This window comes from Paenibacillus sp. IHBB 10380, from assembly GCF_000949425.1.
In the GTDB taxonomy this organism is placed as follows: Bacteria; Bacillota; Bacilli; order Paenibacillales; family Paenibacillaceae; genus Paenibacillus_AQ.
In genome coordinates this window covers 5,240,514-5,261,114 of record NZ_CP010976.1, presented here as the reverse complement: position 1 = coordinate 5,261,114, position 20,601 = coordinate 5,240,514, and the positions used below count along the sequence as shown (strand labels likewise).

Genomic DNA, 20,601 nt, shown 5'->3' with positions numbered 1-20,601 from the left:
CTATTAAAACTAATGATTTTAAAATGGCGATTACTTATTTCACCATAAATTTCAACAGATCATCCAGCTTCATGGAATTTGCCATGATCGCTCCCGATTGCCAGTGAGATCGCTCCATCTTATAGATGTTTCCGTTCTTGATCGCCGGGATGTTTTTCCACAGGGGACCTTCTAAAGCCTTGTAGGCCTCCTGATTTTCCGGGTCATTCCATGTTCCGTTATCCGGGAAAACGATGAGATGATCCGCATCCAGCTCGGGAATGAGTTCCTTCGAAATAACCGCCTGGAAATCGGTCATATTGGCCGCCATGTCGACAGGCTCGAGTCCAAATTCCTTATAAATTACCCCGGTCAATCTGTTCTTAATTCCAAACAGGGCAAGAGCCTTATCTGCAACATTCAACCGAATGACGGCTACCTTTTCTTTTCCGACAGCCTGCTCTAATTTCGCTTTGCCCTCCGCTACCTTTTGATCATATTCAGAAAGTACGCTGTCCGCTTTTTCTGGGATGCCCAGTACACTTGAGATTGCTTTAAGCATCTCTTTAGGATCTTCTAGGATATTCTCCTTCAAACGATAGGTTGGCGCAACTTTTGAATACTGCTCATACTTCTCTGCGTCTGTACCGCCATCCCCAATGATCAGATCGGGATTTTGCTCAAGCAATGCTTCAATACTGCCACTGATATCAAACTTGGGAACATCAAGATTCAGATATTCCTGCTTACCCCATCTCGGATGATACCACTGAACTACAGGGGTAACTCCCAGAGCTTTTAAATAATCCTCTACATAAATACCTACTACTCGCTTAGGATGTGTTGGGATTGTAACCTCTCCAAATTCATCAGTCACGGTGCGTGTTGCACTCTCTTTAACTTTGTCTTCTGGCGCTGTTGTATTTGGCTGCTGGTTCTCTGTTGTAGGGGTTATATCCTCAGAAGGATTACTATCCTTCGCTCCACAAGCAGTCAATCCCACCATTACAATCACTAACAAAGCTGTCCAAGCCGTCTTTTGACCCCATTTAAACATTCTTTTATTCACTCCTATGTCCATTGTTATTGATTATCATTCTCAATCGGTATAGTGACAATAGTATCCTATAGAATGTCCTTATTTCAATGCACTTTCTCCTCTTATTTCTTATACAAACTCCCTCTTAGCCATAAGTTCAACTGATCTGTATTCCAATTTCACCAACCTGCACGCCGTCACACATTCACTGAAAAGTTATGCCCATTTAAATGCCTGATAGACACCATATTGTCTCGCTCGTATAAGCTTTGCTTCGCTGTAGAACGTACACTTACGACAGCTCCCAATGCTTTCGAAGCAGCCTTCCAAAGGAAAGCTTGTAGACGAACGCTACGCTTCTCCACAACAATTCCATCCTCTCCGCTACGATCAGCATTGATTTATATTTTATGCAATCACTGATTATAATTTATAGCCATTAAAATTCCGGAAAATTTAAAGGAATCAATCAGTTTGTATAGAAGGGATCTATGTGTCTATAGTTTTTTTATTGCTGATCCAGACACCTATAATATTAATTATACATTTATGCAAATATTTACTAGATGGAAAGGAAGTGATACTTTGTTACAAAATAATCAATTTTATTTCTATGTATGGTTTACCCTATCATTAATTAATGCAGGATTAGCACAAACAAAAAATAGAAGTGGGCTTAATTGGTTTTTTATTTCAATGATATTGGGTCCAGTTGCAACTTTGATTATCATCAACTTAAGTAGGAAAGACTAAAGGGTCCTAAGAGAAAATACAAAGGAAGAACTAACACAAAGATTTGAAGACTCCATTTTTCTGTCTACGCTCATGCCTAATAGTCTGATTAGAACATAAATGACCCGTAAAATAGTCACTTTTCTCAAAGTATCCACCTTACGAGTCAAAGTTCTCTTGGATAATGGGTTCTTCACATTAACGCAAAGCTTCATTCAATCCACTTACATCAAGTCCATCGATTGCAAAGGCTCTACGTATTAACTCCGTAGGTGCAAATTCGTCATATTTCCCTAAATAGGGCGCTTCTTCTGGGGCCAATAAAGTAATAGGGTCTTCGCAGCTTGAGCACTCTGCTAGAATCTGCCCCAGAAGGTTCTCCGCATTCGTCCTACCGGATACAACCATGTAATACGGCTCCATCGGAATAACCGAGCGCAAGGCTAATTTATCCATCAAGTTATTCTTAATAAGCCGCTCTAATGTACGGAATTGCTTACTCCCAATCCAGGGCATCACGAATAATGAATCTCCCCCTGCCGGAATCACGATACTTTTCAGCATTCCACTCTCGCGCGCAAGCCGGCGTGCTCGCTCCAGACGGTTAACTGCGTTTGGTGCTAGATAGGAATAAATGACATCATCCGCCAATATCTCGCGCATTTTGTGCACGACACGCGTATGTACATCTCCTCCTGCCCCCAGCCAAAGCGTGTCCACTTTTCCCCGTGCCGATTTAACATAAACGGCTTTATGCTTCGTATCTACTTCCTCCACCTTCCACAGCTTCCCAGCCAACGAGAAGCAATACCCTGGAGGGGGAACTGTCGTAATGGAGCCAATCTCCTCTGTACCGTTGTATACTGCATGCTCTTCATCATCTTTGAACACAGCATAAAAGCGAAAATTGTTCACGATCCGCTCACCCATAAGTCCGATGATGAGCGAGCCTTCCTCTGTCCGCTGGATATGATCGGTTTGCAGTAAATAATTCAAGAATATTCTATAATCACTAGGCTCTATCTGCTTAAAAGAAGGTAACGTTAGTACGGCCCGTGCAAGGTCTGCTGGTGTTGCTTCCCCTAAGCTTTTAAGTGCGCTCATAGTCTGATGATACAGTAAACCAATCGGCATCTGCCGCGTTGTCAACGACTCCACCCACTTCTCTCGCACATATAGCTCAATGACTGCAATCGCTCGTAGCAGTGTCCATGGCATGCGAGCAGGAAGCTGAGCTTCCTCATCCTCCTCTTCGGGACATACAAACAACATTTCAGATGGAGCACTCCCCCTGCGACCCGAACGTCCCAGTCGTTGCACGAAGCTAGAGCTACTGTAGGGTGCGCCTAACTGCACGACTCGCTCAAGCTCGCCTAGGTCAATCCCCAGCTCAAGCGTCAGGGTGGCTGCAGCTACCGCAGGACCATAACCTGTGCGTAGCGCTGCTTCTGCCTCTTCACGGAGCATGGCTGAGATGCTCCCATGATGCACATAGAACACGTCAGGCTCGTGACGTTTCGCAGCAATACGGCGTAGTTCAAGTGTCATTAATTCAGCGTCAGAGCGACTATTAGTGAAGACCAAAGCTTTTTTACGATGCGTATGGTCATAAATATAATCATGGTAGGCTTGCCGAGCCATCTCCAGCATTTGCGCCTGCTCCTCGTTACGAGCATCGGGGAATGAGAAATGTTCCACACTTAGCTTCAACTTGCGTCCGCCCTGTGGAGCAACCACTTCAACAGGCTTCGCTGTCCCTGCACCTAGCCAATCTGTCGCGGCATCATAGTCACTGAGCGTCGCAGATAGACCAATTCTTCTCGGTGTACAGTAAGCCATACGTTCGATTCTAGTCAGCTGACACAGCACCTGAATCCCCCGATCGGAACCCATAAAAGCATGAACCTCATCAATAATGATGTAACGAAGATCATTAAATAACGCAGGAATAGCATTAGGTCGATTCATCAGCAATCCTTCAAGCGATTCGGGTGTGATTTGCAATACACCTGACGGTTTGCGCATCAACTTTGTTTTTTCTCCTTGCGATACATCCCCATGCCAATGCCACACAGGAATTCTTGCCTCTCTTAACAGATCATTCAAGCGCTCGAATTGATCATTAATCAGTGCTTTTAATGGACTAATATACAGTATCCCTACAGACCTCGATGGCCGTTCATGAAGCTCTGTCAAAGCTGGGAAGAAAGCGGCCTCGGTCTTGCCTGATGCAGTCCCCGATGCGATGAGTAAGTGATTCGGTGTATCGAATAGAACACGACAAGCTTCGACTTGAGCTTCACGTAGCTCATCCCATCTTTTGTTATAGATATATTCTTGAATAAATGGCGCTAATCTATAAAAGGGGTTATCGCTCATAGCTCAAACTCTGCAAGGAAATCGTTCACTTCATCCGGATGTTCGGTTGCTGAGAGAATCGTTCTCTCTCCAATTAGATCATCGAACGACTTCTCTGGATTCTGATATAACGTATTGAGTAGATCCATGAAATCTCTTACGACTTCCCGCGTGGTGAGTAATTCATCTGCTCCCATTCTGCCGACCGCAAGCTCCATAAATTGCACAAGCTGATCATCTGTTAACTGAGCGGTGTATCCATATTGCATGCTATGAATACTTCTCAACTTCTGTAACAAAATTAATATTTCTTCGTGCGACAGCATATCCAATCGAATCATCGGCCCTGTGTAATTCTTCAGACCTTCCGAACCATAACGCCCCTCCACCAATCGTGAACGAAGTGCATCGTAGCTATAGAGTCCTCGCCGCGTATCTTCTACAAATTGCGGTGTCCCGCCCATGAATATACCCAGATGTTCTGCCTTCCCTTGCATCGTATCATTGAACATCATTAACAGCTTCTCATAGTTACTCTGACGAGAAACACTATTCGTAATTTTATAAAGATTCACGCCTTCATCAATAAAGAGCAGCAACCCTTTATAGCCAATATGAGCCACGAATTCAGACCATAACTTCATATAGTCATACCAATTATCATCATTAATGATGACCCCAACACCCATTTCCTTCTTGGCTTCCGTCTTTGTAGCGAATTCCCCTCGAAGCCATCGAAGCGCTGCTTGTTTCCCCTCATCATCGGCTAACTTATAACTGTTCCAGTACATCGCCAGCACTTTAGCGAAATCAAACCCATGTACTAAATTATGCATCTGTCCTGTTATTGCAAAAATCCTCTGCTCCACTTCCTGATTCAAGGCAGCATCATTAGGACGCAGACCTAGCTCCTTCATTGCCTCCTGCTGGATGGAAGAAATCCATTTCTGTAAAATGACTTCAAGCGCTCCCCCATCCGGTCTAGTCCGCGTAGATAGGTGGGTAATTAGCTCACGATACGTTGCCAGTCCTTGCCCTTTGGTGCCCACCAATCTACGCTCAGGGGATAGATCCGCATCTGCGACAACAAACTCACGATCCATCGCATAATTACGAATCATTTGTAATAAGAAGCTTTTGCCGCTACCATAACGACCTGTAATCAGCTTAAATGTGGCGCCACCTTCAGCGACATTATCCATATCACGCAGTATAGCCTCAACCTCATATTTACGCCCAACGGCAATATGCTCCAGTCCAATTCTAGGTACCACACCTGCGGTTAATGAATTGACGAGGGCCGTTGTCATTCTTCTCGGAATTTTGACTTCACTCATAAGGTTCACCTCTTGTTAATTTTGCGAAGAGTGGCACATACTCTTCCATTAAGTCATCTCCATCGATCACAAGATCGCCAAGCATGTCCATCGCGACTTCATTAATACCATCCAGCAATAGCTCCGGCATCGTACCTACATTCTGAGCGATACGTTGCAATTCAGAGTAACCCAGACCCTGCTTAAGCACATATAGAGCCTCCAAGTCACTAGAACTTAAAGCTTGTACCCACTGTTGCCATTCCTCAGGAATACCCGTAGTATCCCATGAAATAGATGACATAGGCGATATAGACGCCATAGGCTCGATCTCAGACTCGACATCCATCTCATTATCGTTATCGTTGACATACCGTGCCTGCAGATCACCCGCTTTCCATATTTCCCCGTTGAAAGACTCCTCTGTCTCCATAGGTTCTAGATGTGTCTCATCCTGACTTGTATCATCCAAATCTACGGTTAGAATGTCCCGAACGAATTCTGAATCCTGCTGCAACTGAGCTAACTTCTCTGCATCAATAACAACAGCAGGCCCCTTCTGTTCTCTAATTGGCAATGCATTCAGCTCACGATCTAAGTAACGGGACACCAATCTTTCAATCTCAGGCTCGATCTCAATTCCACGTAATTTACCTTTAAAATTACGTATTTCTCGCAACTTATTCTCGATCACTCTAACTAATTGAGTCATGAATTCACGTAAAGGCATATGCTCACTAATTCGAGTTAGATGTACAGTAATCGTACCGCCGAATAGCGAATCATCATACATCGCACTACGGAATACAAATCTTTCTTTTTCCAGAGGTAACCCCGGATAGAATATGTTAATTAGTCGCATATTTTGCTGCTTCAATACATAGGAGTCAACTAAGGTCAGCACTTTAGGTGCATATTCTTCAAAGAGCGCACTACCACCTTCATTATAAAACTTACTTTTGCTTATATCATAATCTGACAGTTTCCGCATCAGAGGAAATGGAATATCTAGTGGATCGGCATTAAATCTACGCGCCATCTCTATTTCTAATAAATCACCTGACAATTGGTGTAGTACATCATCAAAAATATCTAAGGAAACATCCAGTTGATGGACTAGTACATAATCCGCGATCCAATTGATCAAGTAGTCATTCAGCTTCAAATGGCGCTCACGGTAAGCTACCCATACAGCCACCATCAAATGATAGCCATCAACAGCATCACTCCATCCCACACCGTTAATCAGCTCATAGACATATAGGAAAATATAAGAAAGATCGGTATCTGGATATTCACCACGTCTTACCGCTCCTCTCCAGTAGAAATACCACTTGGACTGGACTGCAGTCATGCTGTCATAGGTGGGCCAATAATTCATGTAGGGTACGAATAATGCGTAGGACTCTGTGCGATCTACCAGCTCCCTCGCTCTCCTAGTGAATCGATGTTCCGGTACAGAGCCTAACTTATTCATATTCGGTACAGATTTAAATAAGGATGCAAGGTCATGCATTGCAGTCTGCACAGGTAATTGCTGTAATGGTAATACTGGCAAAGGTGCATGTCCTGCTTCTCTACGCGGAATCGGTGATCCTTTCTGATCCTTTACCATACCCACATCTATTTCGGTCAAATGTAACGACGGGGATGGGACAGGTGTCGGTGTACTCTGCATCCTTTGGTAAGCCCTCGGTAGCTCTTTTCTTGGATGCTTAGGATTATATATTGCATACTGTTGTAGGGTATAATCACTTATCTTCAATAGATTCATGTGAACGGTTGAAACCTTCGGTTGTGTCACATATCCTTCTTCAGAATAAACCGCCAGCTTGATTCGAGACTTCATACGCTTTAGTTGTTTGTACATCTGGGTCGTTGTGCTTTTCGTTAGATCGTCTGGTTCGAGCATGATCATGATATCAAAAGATATCGTCTGCACTATCGCCTGCTTGGCCACATTAGGTGCTGCGATCACAATACTATTCGTTATGTTCTCCAATACAGCTTCCGGCTTCTGGGTACCCACAAGCCAAAGTGCGTCCAGCTCATGCCACATCACCTTCAGCTTGTCTAATAAATTCTTCTTCCCTACAACTAATACCCTTGCTTCTGGGTAATTGAGCACCGTATATTCCATGAACATACGGAGTTCCACTGCATGATGGAGTGCCCCACCCTTTATGCCACCATTCAGGCCCCACTTCGACAAAAATTCCAAATGCTCCAACACAGGATGTTCGCCACCGTAAGGCCATACTAGATCGGGAAATTCAATCCGACTCCAAGCACCCTGCAATCGCTCACTTCCACGATAAATCACTTCTAACGGTGTCAATTTGTACGGTTTATCCATGAGTGCACCATGAATCGTTCGCCCCATCAGACCTATTCCTAGCTCCCTAAGCTGATCAACGGGAATGTCTCTGTTTCCTACCCTAACGATATCTACACCCGGTCTAATCTCTCGCGAGATATCCGCAGCATTAAACCGTTGATCTCCTACCGTTAATACAGGAATTGCAAATGCTGTCCCCACACCCTTACTCATTTCTGTGTACCCTTTCAGGATCAACTCTGAATTCTCATCCATAGGATATACACCTAGCTTCGGTTCCTTATCCTCACTCATACAAGGTCCCCCGTTCCTAACCCATCTATATATAACAAAAAAACCCGACGATCATTAACTTGCAATGACACAATGCTAGGTCTCTTCATAATCATTCTTTGCGCAATTGACATTCATATGCCCCTTATGTTCCGAATATATTGTGATAATGATTATAACACTCTTTATGATCCAATGGATATTGATGCAAATATAATAAAAGTCTTACCCAACCAAAAAGAAACGGTTTCTCCGTCCTTAGGGACGGTAACCGCCTCTTGTAGAAATATAAGCAAAGTATAGTGAAAACTTATACTTTCTTATACTCGAACTAAAAAGCCTGCGTTACTCCGCAGGCTTCTCCACTAATGTATACTTCTGTCCACTTACTTCGATCGTACTGTCCATCGGAATTTCTTGGGTTAATTTCTTCAACGTTAAAGTGACTGAACTCTTATAATCGCTTAACTTCAGAGTAAGAGGAGTTTTCTCTTTGGACTCAACCTCTTCCTTATCTGTAGCAGGATTCTTGACCTTCTCAGCATCCTTATCTGTTGTAACAGCATCTTCTGAAGAAAGATCAGCCTGATCTGCATCAAGTTCCTTACTCACATCCAATTCCTTTGTTGCTGATTCCCCAGCATCCTCACCTGTCATGTTATCCTTCGGGTCTGGTGTTATCTTATTATCCGTAGAATGACTACTATTCGTATCACCCTTGCCCTCTATCATAGTAGCCTCGGGTACAACTTCACATGTCACTTCAGGCTCTAGATCAGAATAAGCTTCTGATTCTAATCCATCTGCGGATTCAATAGTCACCTTATCCCCTTTAAATTGTTGACAAGTTCCAGCCTCTTTGAAAAGAAACACAAGCTTCGTCTCCCCCTGCTTATCAGCAGTGGCTTTAATTTGCTCAGCATATACTACCACTTCAGGACCACTTGATACGGGTATGTTTGGTTCTAAGGGTGTAACAGGTTGAGTTGCGACAACAGGGGGTTCCTCCTTGTCAAATACACCCGCAGCTTTCAGGGCGAACATCCCTCCGACTACAACAATAACCAGCACACCTATCACAGCTGACGAGAGAAACAATTTTCTTTTATTACGATGTATTAACCTAGCCAATGGAGAAGATAGCTCCACTTTAGCTTTCGAATAGGCCGATTTCAGCACAGGACTTGGTGAATTGAAGTAACGCTTCACAAGGTCACGTTTCTTGAAGGCATCTCGATCATGCTTTTTGAAATAAGATACGATCGCTGAAGCGTAGGCAGGGGTCAGCCTACGATCTTGCGTAAACAATGGCTGATTGGCCGACCACTCCATGAACTCGTACACCATCTCTTTGTTCCTACCGTGCTTAAGTACAAAGTTCAACAATCCGGAGTAGTTAAGTCCTGCTCTTCCGCCTTGATAGAAAGCTAACGTTATTCGTTCGAATTCCTCTGTATTCACATGCTCCTGTAGCCACTGACAACCTAGCTCCTGCACACGATCCATTTCCATCGGCGTAAGTCCGTTAAATACACGCTCATCTGGATGGCTCTCGCCAAACCATGAATAAGCGGCAAGCATAACCGCGGCGTTCGATTGCACTCGTTGTTCAAATTTCGCAGCCCAAGCCTTAACCTCTGCTCGCTGCTTCAAGAAATGAATACTCAAGAGCTGATCCTTAGTGATCTTATCTAGGCTCATCTCCGTTAACAGGAATAAATTAGCCACATAGGCAAGCTGATCTAACAAGTCCACATCAGGATTAGATCCTGTCCCCCTCCACTCTCGCTCCACCTGTTGCTGCTGATCTAAAAGCGCATTAACAGCGGATACGGGTTGGGGATCACGCCGAAGCTTGTCCTGTATGTGAGACTTAGCCATATCTATGAAATTAGCGTTACTTAGTACCGCTGGATGCGCTTTACCCCATATTCCTACGAGCTTCATCACATCTTTCGGTTTAGGAGCTGCCGTAAATTTCTGCTGAATGTACGGTTCAAATAGCTGCTTAGATAGACCACCTGCAAATACCATATCAAAAAATGTCTTGCTTAGTGGAGGATGACTTTCAATCATTGAATAGAAAGAAGTCGCCACATCCTTGCGCTTTTGAGATATCGCATTGTTAATAGCAACTATGAAATAACGTACGATTTTACCTTCGTTATTTCTACCGCTTATCGGGTAATAATCTTTGAAAGCTTCCACAACTGCAATATCTGGCACATGTCCCTGCTTAATCAGATCAAACTCACGATCAAAAGCAGCAAGATAAATATCATTTAACCGCATTTTGACAGAGAGCGCTCCCGGAGGAGATATGTATTCCAGAAGTCCCCTCAATATTGCACCCTTGCTCTCGTTGAAGAGGACCACGTTTCCTTCCTCAATCTGAAAAAAGAGCGCTAGTTCTTGGTAGCTAGATATAGCCATTCTACGCATCAAGCCCAGATCCGACAGCATCGTATCAGCGAATTGATAGAACTGCTCTGCACGATCTGGGGAACTCAGATTACTCCATATGAAATCTAGATAAGGCAGTTTACTTACTTCAAGATCTGCATTCGTTACACGCTGCGTATGTAGATCGAATGTGAAATCCTTCTCTGTATTACGATCGTTCGCTCGTAAACTACTTCTCTCTACGAACATCAGATGAACACCCTTTTTGCTCTGAGGTTCGTTCGCATAAGTCATGAATCCGAGTTGCCTTCTAAATTCATAAGGTAGACTCGCGTATAACACTTCAAGTAACTGCGTTGCTTTAGCTGATATCTGCTGTGCAGGCACGTCTAAGGCAACATAAACCTTTTTCTTACTTGAAGAGGCGGTCATCACTGCAAATAAGAGCTGCTTGAATATTTTCTCATTGATATTTAGACTCGCAAGTCGTTCAATTGGGCTCAGTTCCCCTTGATTAGAGCGTCCAGCTAATAATGGCACTTGATCTAAATCAGGAATATCGATACCCAGTTCAATGTCATAGCTATCTACAAATTCAGCATGAAGCCAAGTAGAATAATTGTGAACCACTTCCTCCGAACGTTCCTTCGGAATCACATAGTTATGTGTAAAAAAGGCGCTACGGAGTCCCGTGAAATCTGTCGCCTGGTAAATACTACGCCCAAGTACGGTCTGCCCAGCATCCGTATGAAATAGATGGATAGCATCCGGATATAAAGATGTATCCTTCTCACCACGCGCAGATAACTCTGTCGGTGCATCGTACAAGCAGAAGGGATGTAGTATCTTTTTAATAAATGAATGATCCAATCCCTTCGATCTAGCAATCGTATCAAACCCTTCGGCTGAGCGAAAAATTCCGCGTCTCTCACGCGTGTACAACTGCTGCTGAATCTTGTGGGGTGTTGTCTGAGTCACTATTCCTCTCTCCCCTCAATATATTTCAATTGATAGAGTAGCCAAATGAACGGTTCATCCACCCGAATCGGGCTGGCTACCCCATCTAGCTTCTGATTTACCGGATTACTTCCGAGTGCTGATACAGCGAAATAAGCTGCATTGGAGAAATACACATCCATCGTACCTTTGAACGGACGATCGACCTTCTCAATGAAACGGCGGATTTCCCCATCAATATTCTCAAATTCCGTGAGATTCAGCCAATTCCGATGCACCATATTATTAAACACATTACTGTTAGATTTAATATACTCGCCATCTTCATCCTTCAACGAGTGCAACATATCACTCTTAGTGAGTACAACTGCGGTGGGAATGTTAGTCTTGCCCTTCTCTTCATAAGCAATGAAATCCCCGAACATCGTCAGTACCACATCCCGTGGCTCATCATATTGGGATACCCATCCCCCTTCAGAATCACCGAATTTAATACGGATTTTCTCTCGAATAGAGCGGATTTGGAGTGGATCAACCATGAACAATATACCCGCAGAATTCTTGATATGCTGACCATGAAGGCCCAGATAATCTTGATCGACCATACCTTCACCTGCAACATCAAAGAACACAAGTGTCAGTGGTGGCTTAGATTCATCTTTAAATACAAATTGAAAAATAAAAGGTTCCTGCATCTTCTCTTTTTGCGTTGAAGCAAGAAGATCACCACGCTCAAATAAAGGCTCCTCAAACGAGGTACGGAACTTACGACTTATCTCAGCATTCAGTGGCATACAAGCCGCATTGAAATGATCAGCTGTTGTATTCTGAAGCGTATGGATTAATGACGTCATGTACACTGACTTACCCACTTGAGATGCACCGACAATAGATATAATATTACTTGGCACCTTACCCGCTGTCACAGGAAGCTCATTATGACAGTTAGGACAAAGTCTTCTCCGTGTAACTATGCCATAGCGATCATTAAGTCCCACTAACACATTGTCCGAGTACATCTGATGTTCTTCTGGAATACTGTTTGGACGGATAATGGCTTCAATATCGTCTACCGTATCAAGCCCGAACCGTTCACGGTATTTATTCAGAGCGTCGTCCTCGCCTAATGCATAATCCTCATCATCCTCACGATGATGTGCTGCGCGAAATACGACATCCTCTGGTGAAAACTTCTCGAAACAATACGGGCACACAATATCGTAAAACAGCGGCCGCGGCTCTTCCTGAGGCTTCTTTTTGAACATATCGAAAATACCCATGTGTTGTCCTCCTAAAAGTTTTACGAAGTAAAACTCACTTCGTAAGCATAAGCAAAAGTTTTACGAAGTAAAACTCACTTCGTAAGCATAAACAAAGTTTCACGAAGTAAACTTACTCCGGAATTAATTCATACATGGCCCCGTATTTGGGTCCATCCGTAAAAAACAAACGTACAAAGTCATTTTTACCTACCTCAATGATAGGCAAGATTGTTTTACCTGGGCTGAAATGCTGCACGAAGGGATACACCGTTCCATCGGACTTATTCGCGGGATAGCTTCCCTGCTTCTTAACATAACATAGCACCTCTTTGTGGATGGTGACTTCTGTCGTTACTCGCATTTGTATCGTTTTGTATTTCTGAAAAAAACTACTCTTCTGCTTGATTGAATATATAATCCGAGCTTTACCCGTGCTGATTTCCTTCCGGTTGAGCCCATCCTCTTGTCGAATGAGTACAGGTTCATGACCATCCATCCAACTCGCAAACACCGTATATACCCAACGACCAATATCCTGTGTCCGTTCATGATAGCCATTGTTGGCCTTGTACTCATCTCTGGTATACAACTTCATCCTACTCACCACAGGTTCATCCTCGATAGGCTGATCCGCAGCCGTCCGATATATATAGACCGCCTGTACCCCTTCTGGCCACCGCCAGCGCAATGTACAGCGGTCTTCGTCCATTTGATGTGTCAGTTCACGTATGCTTGGAGTCGATGAGTCCGCGTGGATATATTGCATCACTTATCCGCCTCCCTATAAGTTCGTGTTCGAAAAGTCGACTATTCAGCACAGAGAAGGAAACCTCTTTAACTAGAATCCCTTACTACTACCTTGATCACGCCCAGATAACCCTCTGCCGCTATTCACACCTGCACGACCTGGACGCTGCCCACCCTCTTGAATTCTCCCATTCTCTTTAACAGGAATAATAAAGGTGAAGATGGCAATGACACCTGCTAATATAAGACATGCTAACAGACGTGTAATGCTATCTGAAGGCGATTGACCACTCAAACCGAACTCTAAGAGTAGACCTGCTAACACCCCTGCCACGGCACCACCCGTGCCGAAACTCCGAGCAAAATAACGATTATCAAATATAAGCCCCAAGGATAGTCCAATCGCTAATCCGATCAAAGTTAAAGCTACAATCCGAAATACCATGTAGTACGTGCTATCTTGAGTGGGTCCTGTACGCTCTGTCACTAGAGTACGATCACCAATGTTGTTATAAATGGTCTGATAAATAGTCGAAATCTCATCTGCATTGGTTACATCGTAATACTTTCCACCTGTTCTTAAAGCAATCTCATTCAGCAATCCTGAGCCCGCGCCGTTAACTACACTCAGACCAATCGTATTAATCACAATATTGTGCTGTTGATAGCCCGCAAGATCATTACTCAGATCCATCTCACTGAATCCATCGGATAGAAGAATGACCATCGTGCCACGGCCTGGATCTTGCTGCTCTTCAATATGCTTCAATGACTCTTGTAGAGCCAGTTTAAAATTAGTGCCACCATCTGAAGTCACTAGTGAATCTATCGTGCCATAGACCTCGTCTTTATTCGCTTGATTCTTCAGCTGAATGAAAGGTTGTACCAGCTTAGCTTCATCACTAAATTCAACGACAGCGACTTGTTTCTTGCTATCCATTTTATCAACTAAGCTCTTAGCAGCCGTGTATCGTCCATCGTTAGGATCCGTCTCACTCATACTACCTGAGTTATCGATCACAAGTACGATATTCTGGACTGACTTCACACTGCCTGGATTGATTTGATATAGGAATTCAAATAGAAGTCCTAGTCCAAATACCGCTACTAACGTTGCAGGTACCAGCCACTTCCATGAAGCCCCCATATATCTTTGACGCCATGAGGGACCACTGAGCCTAGGATTAATCATTTCTGCAATAAGGCAGAAGAGACCGATGAAGAAAGCAAGAATACCGAAATACAATCCAATGACTACCATTCCTGGCCAATCTTCATACAAGTTACTCAATAGTAATTCCCCAATGACAAAGCCAATGGCACCTCCGATTAGGCTGAATAACAAGAGGAGCAGATTAATTTTACGTTGCATCTTTTAAAGCATCCTTTCCATAATGGAATTCAACTCACTTATCGTAGTTCCGGAAGCTTTACAGGGTCCACCCCATGGAACTCATAGCCGTTCTGCACATAACTCTCATAATAAATCTTGCCGTTTCTGTAGTACATTAAGTCTTCTACGTGGAAACCTCCCATGAGATTCAATTTCTCCACGCCGCTGCTGCGTTTCTCATGAACGTAGCCTAACTTATAAATACGAGAAGTCTCATCCGCACCAAGAGAGTAACGGATGAATTCACTCTCAGCGTCACCGATGAAATACTTTTCTTCATAACGATGCTCATGCGTATAATCCAGCAATCTTAAATTAATGGCCGCATGATCCTCCAGTGTACGATACAATTTCTTGAATAATTCATCTTTAGAGAGCACTTGTGTATTACTATAATCAATCGTGACATTAGCACGACGCAATAGTTCCTCCTCAAATGTCTGAGCAAAGGGTTCAGATGTTAACAGATTGTTCCGACATATCTCAATAAGCCGTGCTACCAAATGCTCTAATCCAGCATCCAGTAATTCCGTCACACTCCCCATATAACGATCTTCGAAGAATACAGAAGGACCACGTTTCGCTTCAATATCTCTGATGATCCCATCCGTTACGCGCTCATAATATTCAAGAATGTTCTGCCCGATATAGTCATCTGCTCTGTTTATGCTCTCAATGGCGCTTCTTCGAAGCGTATCTTCTAGCTTCTCCATTTTCTCCACTTGCCGCTTATAGTGCTCATGCATACGTGTTAACTCTATCTCATAACGACGAAGGAGGGTAAGCTCTGTTTCCAACCGTACAATCGCCAGTTTTCTACGATATACGGTTTCGACAAAATAGCGAATGAAATTCCGTAGATTATGCTTATCCATTAGAGGCACACGTGGAAAAGACTGCTCCTCAACTGACTCCTGATAATATTGGGCAAGTTCTGCTTTGGCAGACTCTACCTGACTTATCAACTCTCGTATCGTAGCTCGCAAATCTTGGATGACACCTTCACTACTCAGCTCATCGCTCCATTCAGCCACTTGAAAAAAGCCAATCTGAGGATGCTCTAGCATATGCTTCTTCACTGCTTGATTCAAATCTGTAGCCACATGAATACCTTCAAGACGCTCTTGAATTTCCCTTACGTAATTATTGTGAAAATAAACATCACAACCATCCCCATATAAAGCCTGTTCTGCTTCGCGTAGTGTCATACGCTTCAAGGAATTAAAACTTACCTGATGGCTCATGATCCCAGTCATTTCCTCAATCTTACCCTCATCTGGCATAAGAGCATCTACACGAGCCCATGTAGAACGCGAATCCACTCCGAAAAAAGTTAATTTCTCCTTGCTCTGGAATGACACACCATGCTTCATCCGCAAGATCATCTGTCTGTAGAAATGATATAGAACCGTCAATGCAATGGACTGATTGGGACGTTTCACTTTGGAGAAACCCGCAGATACATAACCCTGCCGTCCTGATTCGGACATCATATTATTCTTGAAAGACATGTTATTGTAGCTATGGTTTCCTGAATGATACTGAGCTTCCTTCTGCTTGCGATTCTTGAGTAGGCTCACCTGACAGATAATCTCATAATTATCCTGCATATCACCAACCGAGGATATACCGCGCTCGTTCTTGTCTGATAGTAAATATACAAGATCAAACAATGGGGATGGGGAATGCGTTACAGCAATAGAAATCCCATCCTCCGTGACATGTAATGGCGCCGAGAACGTATAATCGCTCTGTTGCATATATTCCAGTTCACGTAAGAATGCAATACCAACGGAATGCGTATACCCGAACGATTCAACCTCTCGTTCACTGATCAATCCATATAGATCCATCTGCACTGACTTAAAGGATTGACTGAAGATAGACTCCGCCAGCATTGATATTTCCGGAATGAACACATTAAGCGGGTCATCGACCCGCGTAATGAAAGAAAGATGGATCCGATCAAATGAAGAGTACATAAGGCCGTAATCCGCTATATTATGACTGACCTGTCTGAACGTACGATTCAGCTCTAATAGATACTGTTCATTCTCGTAAAGACGGGTGTACAAATCTTTACGAAGCGTTGTAGCCTGAGCAGCATCAATGACCATGGGCAGTTCGAACCTGTGTAGCCGTGATTGGGCCTCGGTGTTAATATAACTCGCCTTCCCACCTTCAGTTGCCATATGAACATACATGACACCTGCGCTATTATCCCATTTCTTATCATGAATACTCATAATCGGCTCAATCGCGTCAGCAACCTTATCTCCGATGAACAAATATACAGTAGGATAATGAATACTACTCTGATCGTCATCTCTACCGTTCAGTTTATCCTCTGCTGCCGCATATTCAGTAGCGAATCGTTGCAGTAACTCTCTCATGGTTTATTTCAACTTTCTTCGAATGTCGTTTAGTTTAGCTAACATTTGTTTGTAGAATTGGTATGTTTCTTCTCCATTAGCCAACTCAATCTTCTCGTACTCTAGCCGATCTCGTCCATCCAGAAATGTCTCATATAATGTATCCAGCTTCGTAAGAAGCGGAGCAATATCTTCGGATGATGTTAATTCCGAACCCCGGCGTGATGCTTTCCGAAGCAGCGTACTCTTGCTTCTCTCATCCAATTTACGGAAATGCTCGAACACCTCATACTCCACATAGTTATGACTCTTCATAAGATTGGCGAATGGTTCCCAAGCTTCCTCTTCAGGATCTCGGTCATAGACATAGAGAGCACCCTTCTTCGTAATGGTCTCTGTATAGAGAGCTTCGATGAATTGGTCCAGCCATTTATCCTCATCCTGATGTAGTCCTAGCAATTGCTCGTATTCAGCCAACTGTGTACTTATGGCATCATATTTCGCTAATTCTTCACGAACTCGGGCAATCAGTTCAGGTGAACGTATAAGATTTTCCTTGGCGAAATCTTCTGAGATACTACTAAAAATATCTTTAGTCGCTACTTTCTCAAGTCCTTCTGAAAGTAATCGTTTAAGCTCGTTCATTGCCCGCTTCACTTCACCTAAATTAGGCTTAGGAACTTTCAATTGTAGATCATATCCAGAAAGTGTATCCTCCAAGTCAAAAGGTACAGTCATGACAACGGCATAACGATTGCTCGTATTCTGATCAATACTCTTCGCTGTAATAACCTTCAATGCCACCGCTCTATCAAACTCATTACGGACACGCGCATTGTATCCTTTAACACGACTGTTCGAATACGTATCTCCCCATGACTTTTCTGGAATGGGTGAAGGAAGGTATGTCCAATTGATATCATCTGTTTGAACCAAATGACGTCCAATGCCTTCCTTATCGAGAATGGTTCGTTCATAGCTTTCCTCGTAAACTTTGAGCGGTGTATAGACGAATAAAGGGACCCCATTCTTCGTATTCAACCAGAATATACGGTTCTTCACTTGACTTTCTTTGATCGTAAAGTGCGCATTACCGACATTATTGTTCTGGAAGTTACGTATACCCTTAAGAATGCTCGGCGACTGCACAGGCACCGAAACAAAACCCCATGATGGGAAATATAAGTTGCCTGAACTATTGCTCAAATGGAATACAGGAACGGCTTCATCATTCAATTTGCTGGCAATATTTCGTTCAACCAATTTCTCAATCGATTCTTGCTCGCCATATTTCATAATTAGGAAATCTTCCATCGATTGCGTAATTAAATCTCCGAATTTATCGCTTAGGAAATCAGAAATTGAGCTCACAATGTCAATGTCTTGTTCTCTAACCCACTGATCCGAGTGATTCAACAATTCCGATGTAAAGTCGCGGATCAGATCATCTACATCTTTCTGTCCCATCATCTTACTGATCACTTTAGAAATGTCAGGGACACTGACCAGATTCCAATAATACGTTTTGTTACCCTTGTGATCTGCTTGTTCGTCACCACTTAGTAGAATATCGCCGTTTTTGGAGAAAATAGCATTCAATGCGTTCAAAATTTCTGTAAATACGTTATAAATGCGATTGTTTTCCTTATTCAATAAATCATATAAATCTTCATAGAACTCAATGAGCTGTTCCGTGCGCTCTACATCAGCCTGTAGCCAATATTCATTAATTTTAGCTTCAATATATACATTCTTCTTCTTATCTTTAGACACGAATGCACTCTTGGCATCGCCCATTCTCTCATTAGCTTGCTCTCTTGCTGCATCAATATCTCGCGGAATCCGGTGTAGGCTCTCACGTAATGCCTCAATATAAGAGAGTAACATTTTGAGTAAGCTGAAGCCTTTTTCCGAATAAATAAGCCGTGATACGTAGAATGGTCCTTGTTCTGGATGAAGGAATATTCTACGTATCTGCTCTGTGAACTGCTCTACAAGCTCTCCTGGAAGCTGTTTCTTAGCTTTAATATATTCCTCACGTGCACGAGCAAGAAAATTCTGTTCCAGTTCTGTATCCATATTCACAACCTGCGTCTTCACGACATTACTATAGCTGAGTCGCTCACTATTCTGATAACCAGGAAGTGGCTCAGGTACGCGAGATTCGAATGTCTTAGTCATGGTGTCGAGATCCACACCCAACTTACGAGCAAAATTCTCAACATCATCTTGACTAGGGGCTTTCTCAAACATCTTCTCCATTTTGCCAAATAGTCGGTATGCCAAGTAAGTCGTCATCTCTTCAATAGGTAGAACCGCAGAGGATGCCCCAATAATGTTGTATTCATAATTCGCTGGATATACCTTGTTCATCTGTGCAATGTTCGTACGAATGTTGCTGATATAGTCATGAATAGCGAATTCCTCACCCGAAGCCTTCTCTTCACTAGCCATAAAGTTCGTAATATTCTCAGCAGTTACATTCATGCAGTAATCATACGCATTCTCAAGCAGCTTACCTTCCATATTCGTCGCCGAAATCAAATGACATAAATTAAAAGGCGGAAGTGGCGAGTTCACCGTTAGAATGTTTCCATACTTCTGCTGGAATCGTTCTCCTCGGCTATCCACGTTCATCCAATAATCGAGCTCTTTGAGTGCCGCGTAACCATTCTTTTTAATATATTCACGGGTATGCTCACTTAAGCTCTTGTTAGATAAATTGATATCCGGTGTAAACAAATACCCTAGGGTGTTAACCCGATCAATTCCCGCTGATCCATGGTCACGCTCAATAATCCCTCTTACGATATACGCGATATCAAGGAAACAACCACTGCCCGTACCTCCAGATAGACCAGTAAGCAAGAACACCATTAATTTCTTATTGGTACCCACAGAAAGCGTCTTGATCTTCTTATCGATGGCCTGAACCACTTGATTGATCTTCGTAAACAACAGCAATCGGCCTGCTTGACGCACCCCCGCTGCTCCATTCATCCCGTCTGTAATACTCATTTCAGGTGATAACCAATCTGTAATGTAGGGCTCCAGAATGCTACGATTCTGTAGAAGTCCACCAATCTCCGCGTTCGATAGAAGTACGAATTCATTAATAGGGTCAAGTCCAACCCCTTTGTATTTCTTCGCACGATCTTGTTCATTCGTCTCAAAAGCTAGAAATTCAACATTGTCGGGCTTATCCCGTTTCTTCTTAGACTGCGGATCTGCTGGTAGCTTAAACCGACGGTTAATTTGATATTTCAAACGAAGTAACGCATCAATTCCCGTACCTCCAAGTCCAATAATTAGAATCGGATTATCAATGGTATCTACCCGGATTTTGTCACTTACAATTCCCCCACCTAACGAAACATCTAACTGCTGTATATGCTCTCTAACGATCGGTTTCATATTAATTCCTCCTAAGGG

The 20,601-nt window shown here is 43.2% G+C and carries 12 protein-coding genes; 1 reads left to right on the top strand and 11 read right to left on the bottom strand.

Going from position 1 to position 20,601, the window contains the following annotated elements:
* Nucleotides 1-34: 34 nt before the first annotated feature.
* Together UB51_RS23795 and UB51_RS28385 are read right to left on the bottom strand one after the other, a co-directional pair.
* Nucleotides 35-1,036, bottom strand: a complete 1,002-nt coding sequence (locus UB51_RS23795) for an ABC transporter substrate-binding protein (protein WP_052676057.1) — start codon at nucleotides 1,034-1,036, stop codon at nucleotides 35-37.
* Between the two features lie 179 nt (nucleotides 1,037-1,215).
* Entirely contained in the window at nucleotides 1,216-1,383 is a 168-nt protein-coding gene (locus UB51_RS28385; protein ID WP_160297297.1) for a hypothetical protein, read from the bottom strand.
* Between the two features lie 184 nt (nucleotides 1,384-1,567).
* Between UB51_RS28385 and UB51_RS29195 the strand changes: the two genes are divergently transcribed.
* A complete protein-coding gene (locus tag UB51_RS29195) occupies nucleotides 1,568-1,771 on the top strand; it encodes a hypothetical protein (protein WP_082063347.1) in 204 nt (67 codons plus the stop codon).
* A 177-nt stretch (nucleotides 1,772-1,948) separates the two neighbouring features.
* On the opposite strand, the gene UB51_RS23790 is transcribed toward UB51_RS29195, so the two are convergent.
* The 9 genes from UB51_RS23790 to UB51_RS23750 all read right to left on the bottom strand — a co-directional run bounded on the left by UB51_RS23790 (nucleotide 1,949) and on the right by UB51_RS23750 (nucleotide 20,583).
* On the bottom strand, nucleotides 1,949-4,129 hold the full coding sequence (locus UB51_RS23790; protein ID WP_044879435.1) for a DEAD/DEAH box helicase: 2,181 nt from the start codon (nucleotides 4,127-4,129) through the stop codon (nucleotides 1,949-1,951).
* Nucleotides 4,126-5,445: an ATP-binding protein gene (locus UB51_RS23785; protein WP_044879434.1), complete on the bottom strand. Its 1,320-nt coding sequence runs from the start codon at nucleotides 5,443-5,445 to the stop codon at nucleotides 4,126-4,128. Before UB51_RS23785 ends, UB51_RS23790 begins: the two co-directional genes overlap by 4 nt.
* Nucleotides 5,438-8,056 carry a TerB N-terminal domain-containing protein gene (locus UB51_RS26650; RefSeq protein WP_052676056.1) on the bottom strand — a complete coding sequence of 873 codons (2,619 nt, stop codon included), beginning with the start codon at nucleotides 8,054-8,056 and terminating at the stop codon, nucleotides 5,438-5,440. The genes UB51_RS23785 and UB51_RS26650 overlap by 8 nt, the downstream gene beginning before the upstream one ends.
* A gap of 324 nt (nucleotides 8,057-8,380) precedes the next feature.
* Entirely contained in the window at nucleotides 8,381-11,416 is a 3,036-nt protein-coding gene (locus tag UB51_RS23775) for a GAP1-N2 domain-containing protein (RefSeq protein WP_052676055.1), read from the bottom strand.
* Nucleotides 11,416-12,675, bottom strand: coding sequence for a TRAFAC clade GTPase domain-containing protein (locus tag UB51_RS23770; RefSeq protein ID WP_044879433.1), 1,260 nt, complete (start codon nucleotides 12,673-12,675; stop codon nucleotides 11,416-11,418). The genes UB51_RS23775 and UB51_RS23770 overlap by 1 nt, the downstream gene beginning before the upstream one ends.
* A gap of 112 nt (nucleotides 12,676-12,787) precedes the next feature.
* Nucleotides 12,788-13,423, bottom strand: a complete 636-nt coding sequence (locus UB51_RS23765) for a hypothetical protein (RefSeq protein WP_044879432.1) — start codon at nucleotides 13,421-13,423, stop codon at nucleotides 12,788-12,790.
* A gap of 72 nt (nucleotides 13,424-13,495) precedes the next feature.
* Nucleotides 13,496-14,776 carry a vWA domain-containing protein gene (locus tag UB51_RS23760; protein WP_044879431.1) on the bottom strand — a complete coding sequence of 427 codons (1,281 nt, stop codon included), beginning with the start codon at nucleotides 14,774-14,776 and terminating at the stop codon, nucleotides 13,496-13,498.
* A 38-nt stretch (nucleotides 14,777-14,814) separates the two neighbouring features.
* On the bottom strand, nucleotides 14,815-17,190 hold the full coding sequence (locus UB51_RS23755; RefSeq protein ID WP_044879430.1) for an FtsZ/tubulin family protein: 2,376 nt from the start codon (nucleotides 17,188-17,190) through the stop codon (nucleotides 14,815-14,817).
* A 3-nt stretch (nucleotides 17,191-17,193) separates the two neighbouring features.
* Nucleotides 17,194-20,583, bottom strand: coding sequence for a tubulin-like doman-containing protein (locus tag UB51_RS23750; RefSeq protein ID WP_044879429.1), 3,390 nt, complete (start codon nucleotides 20,581-20,583; stop codon nucleotides 17,194-17,196).
* Nucleotides 20,584-20,601: the final 18 nt, after the last annotated feature.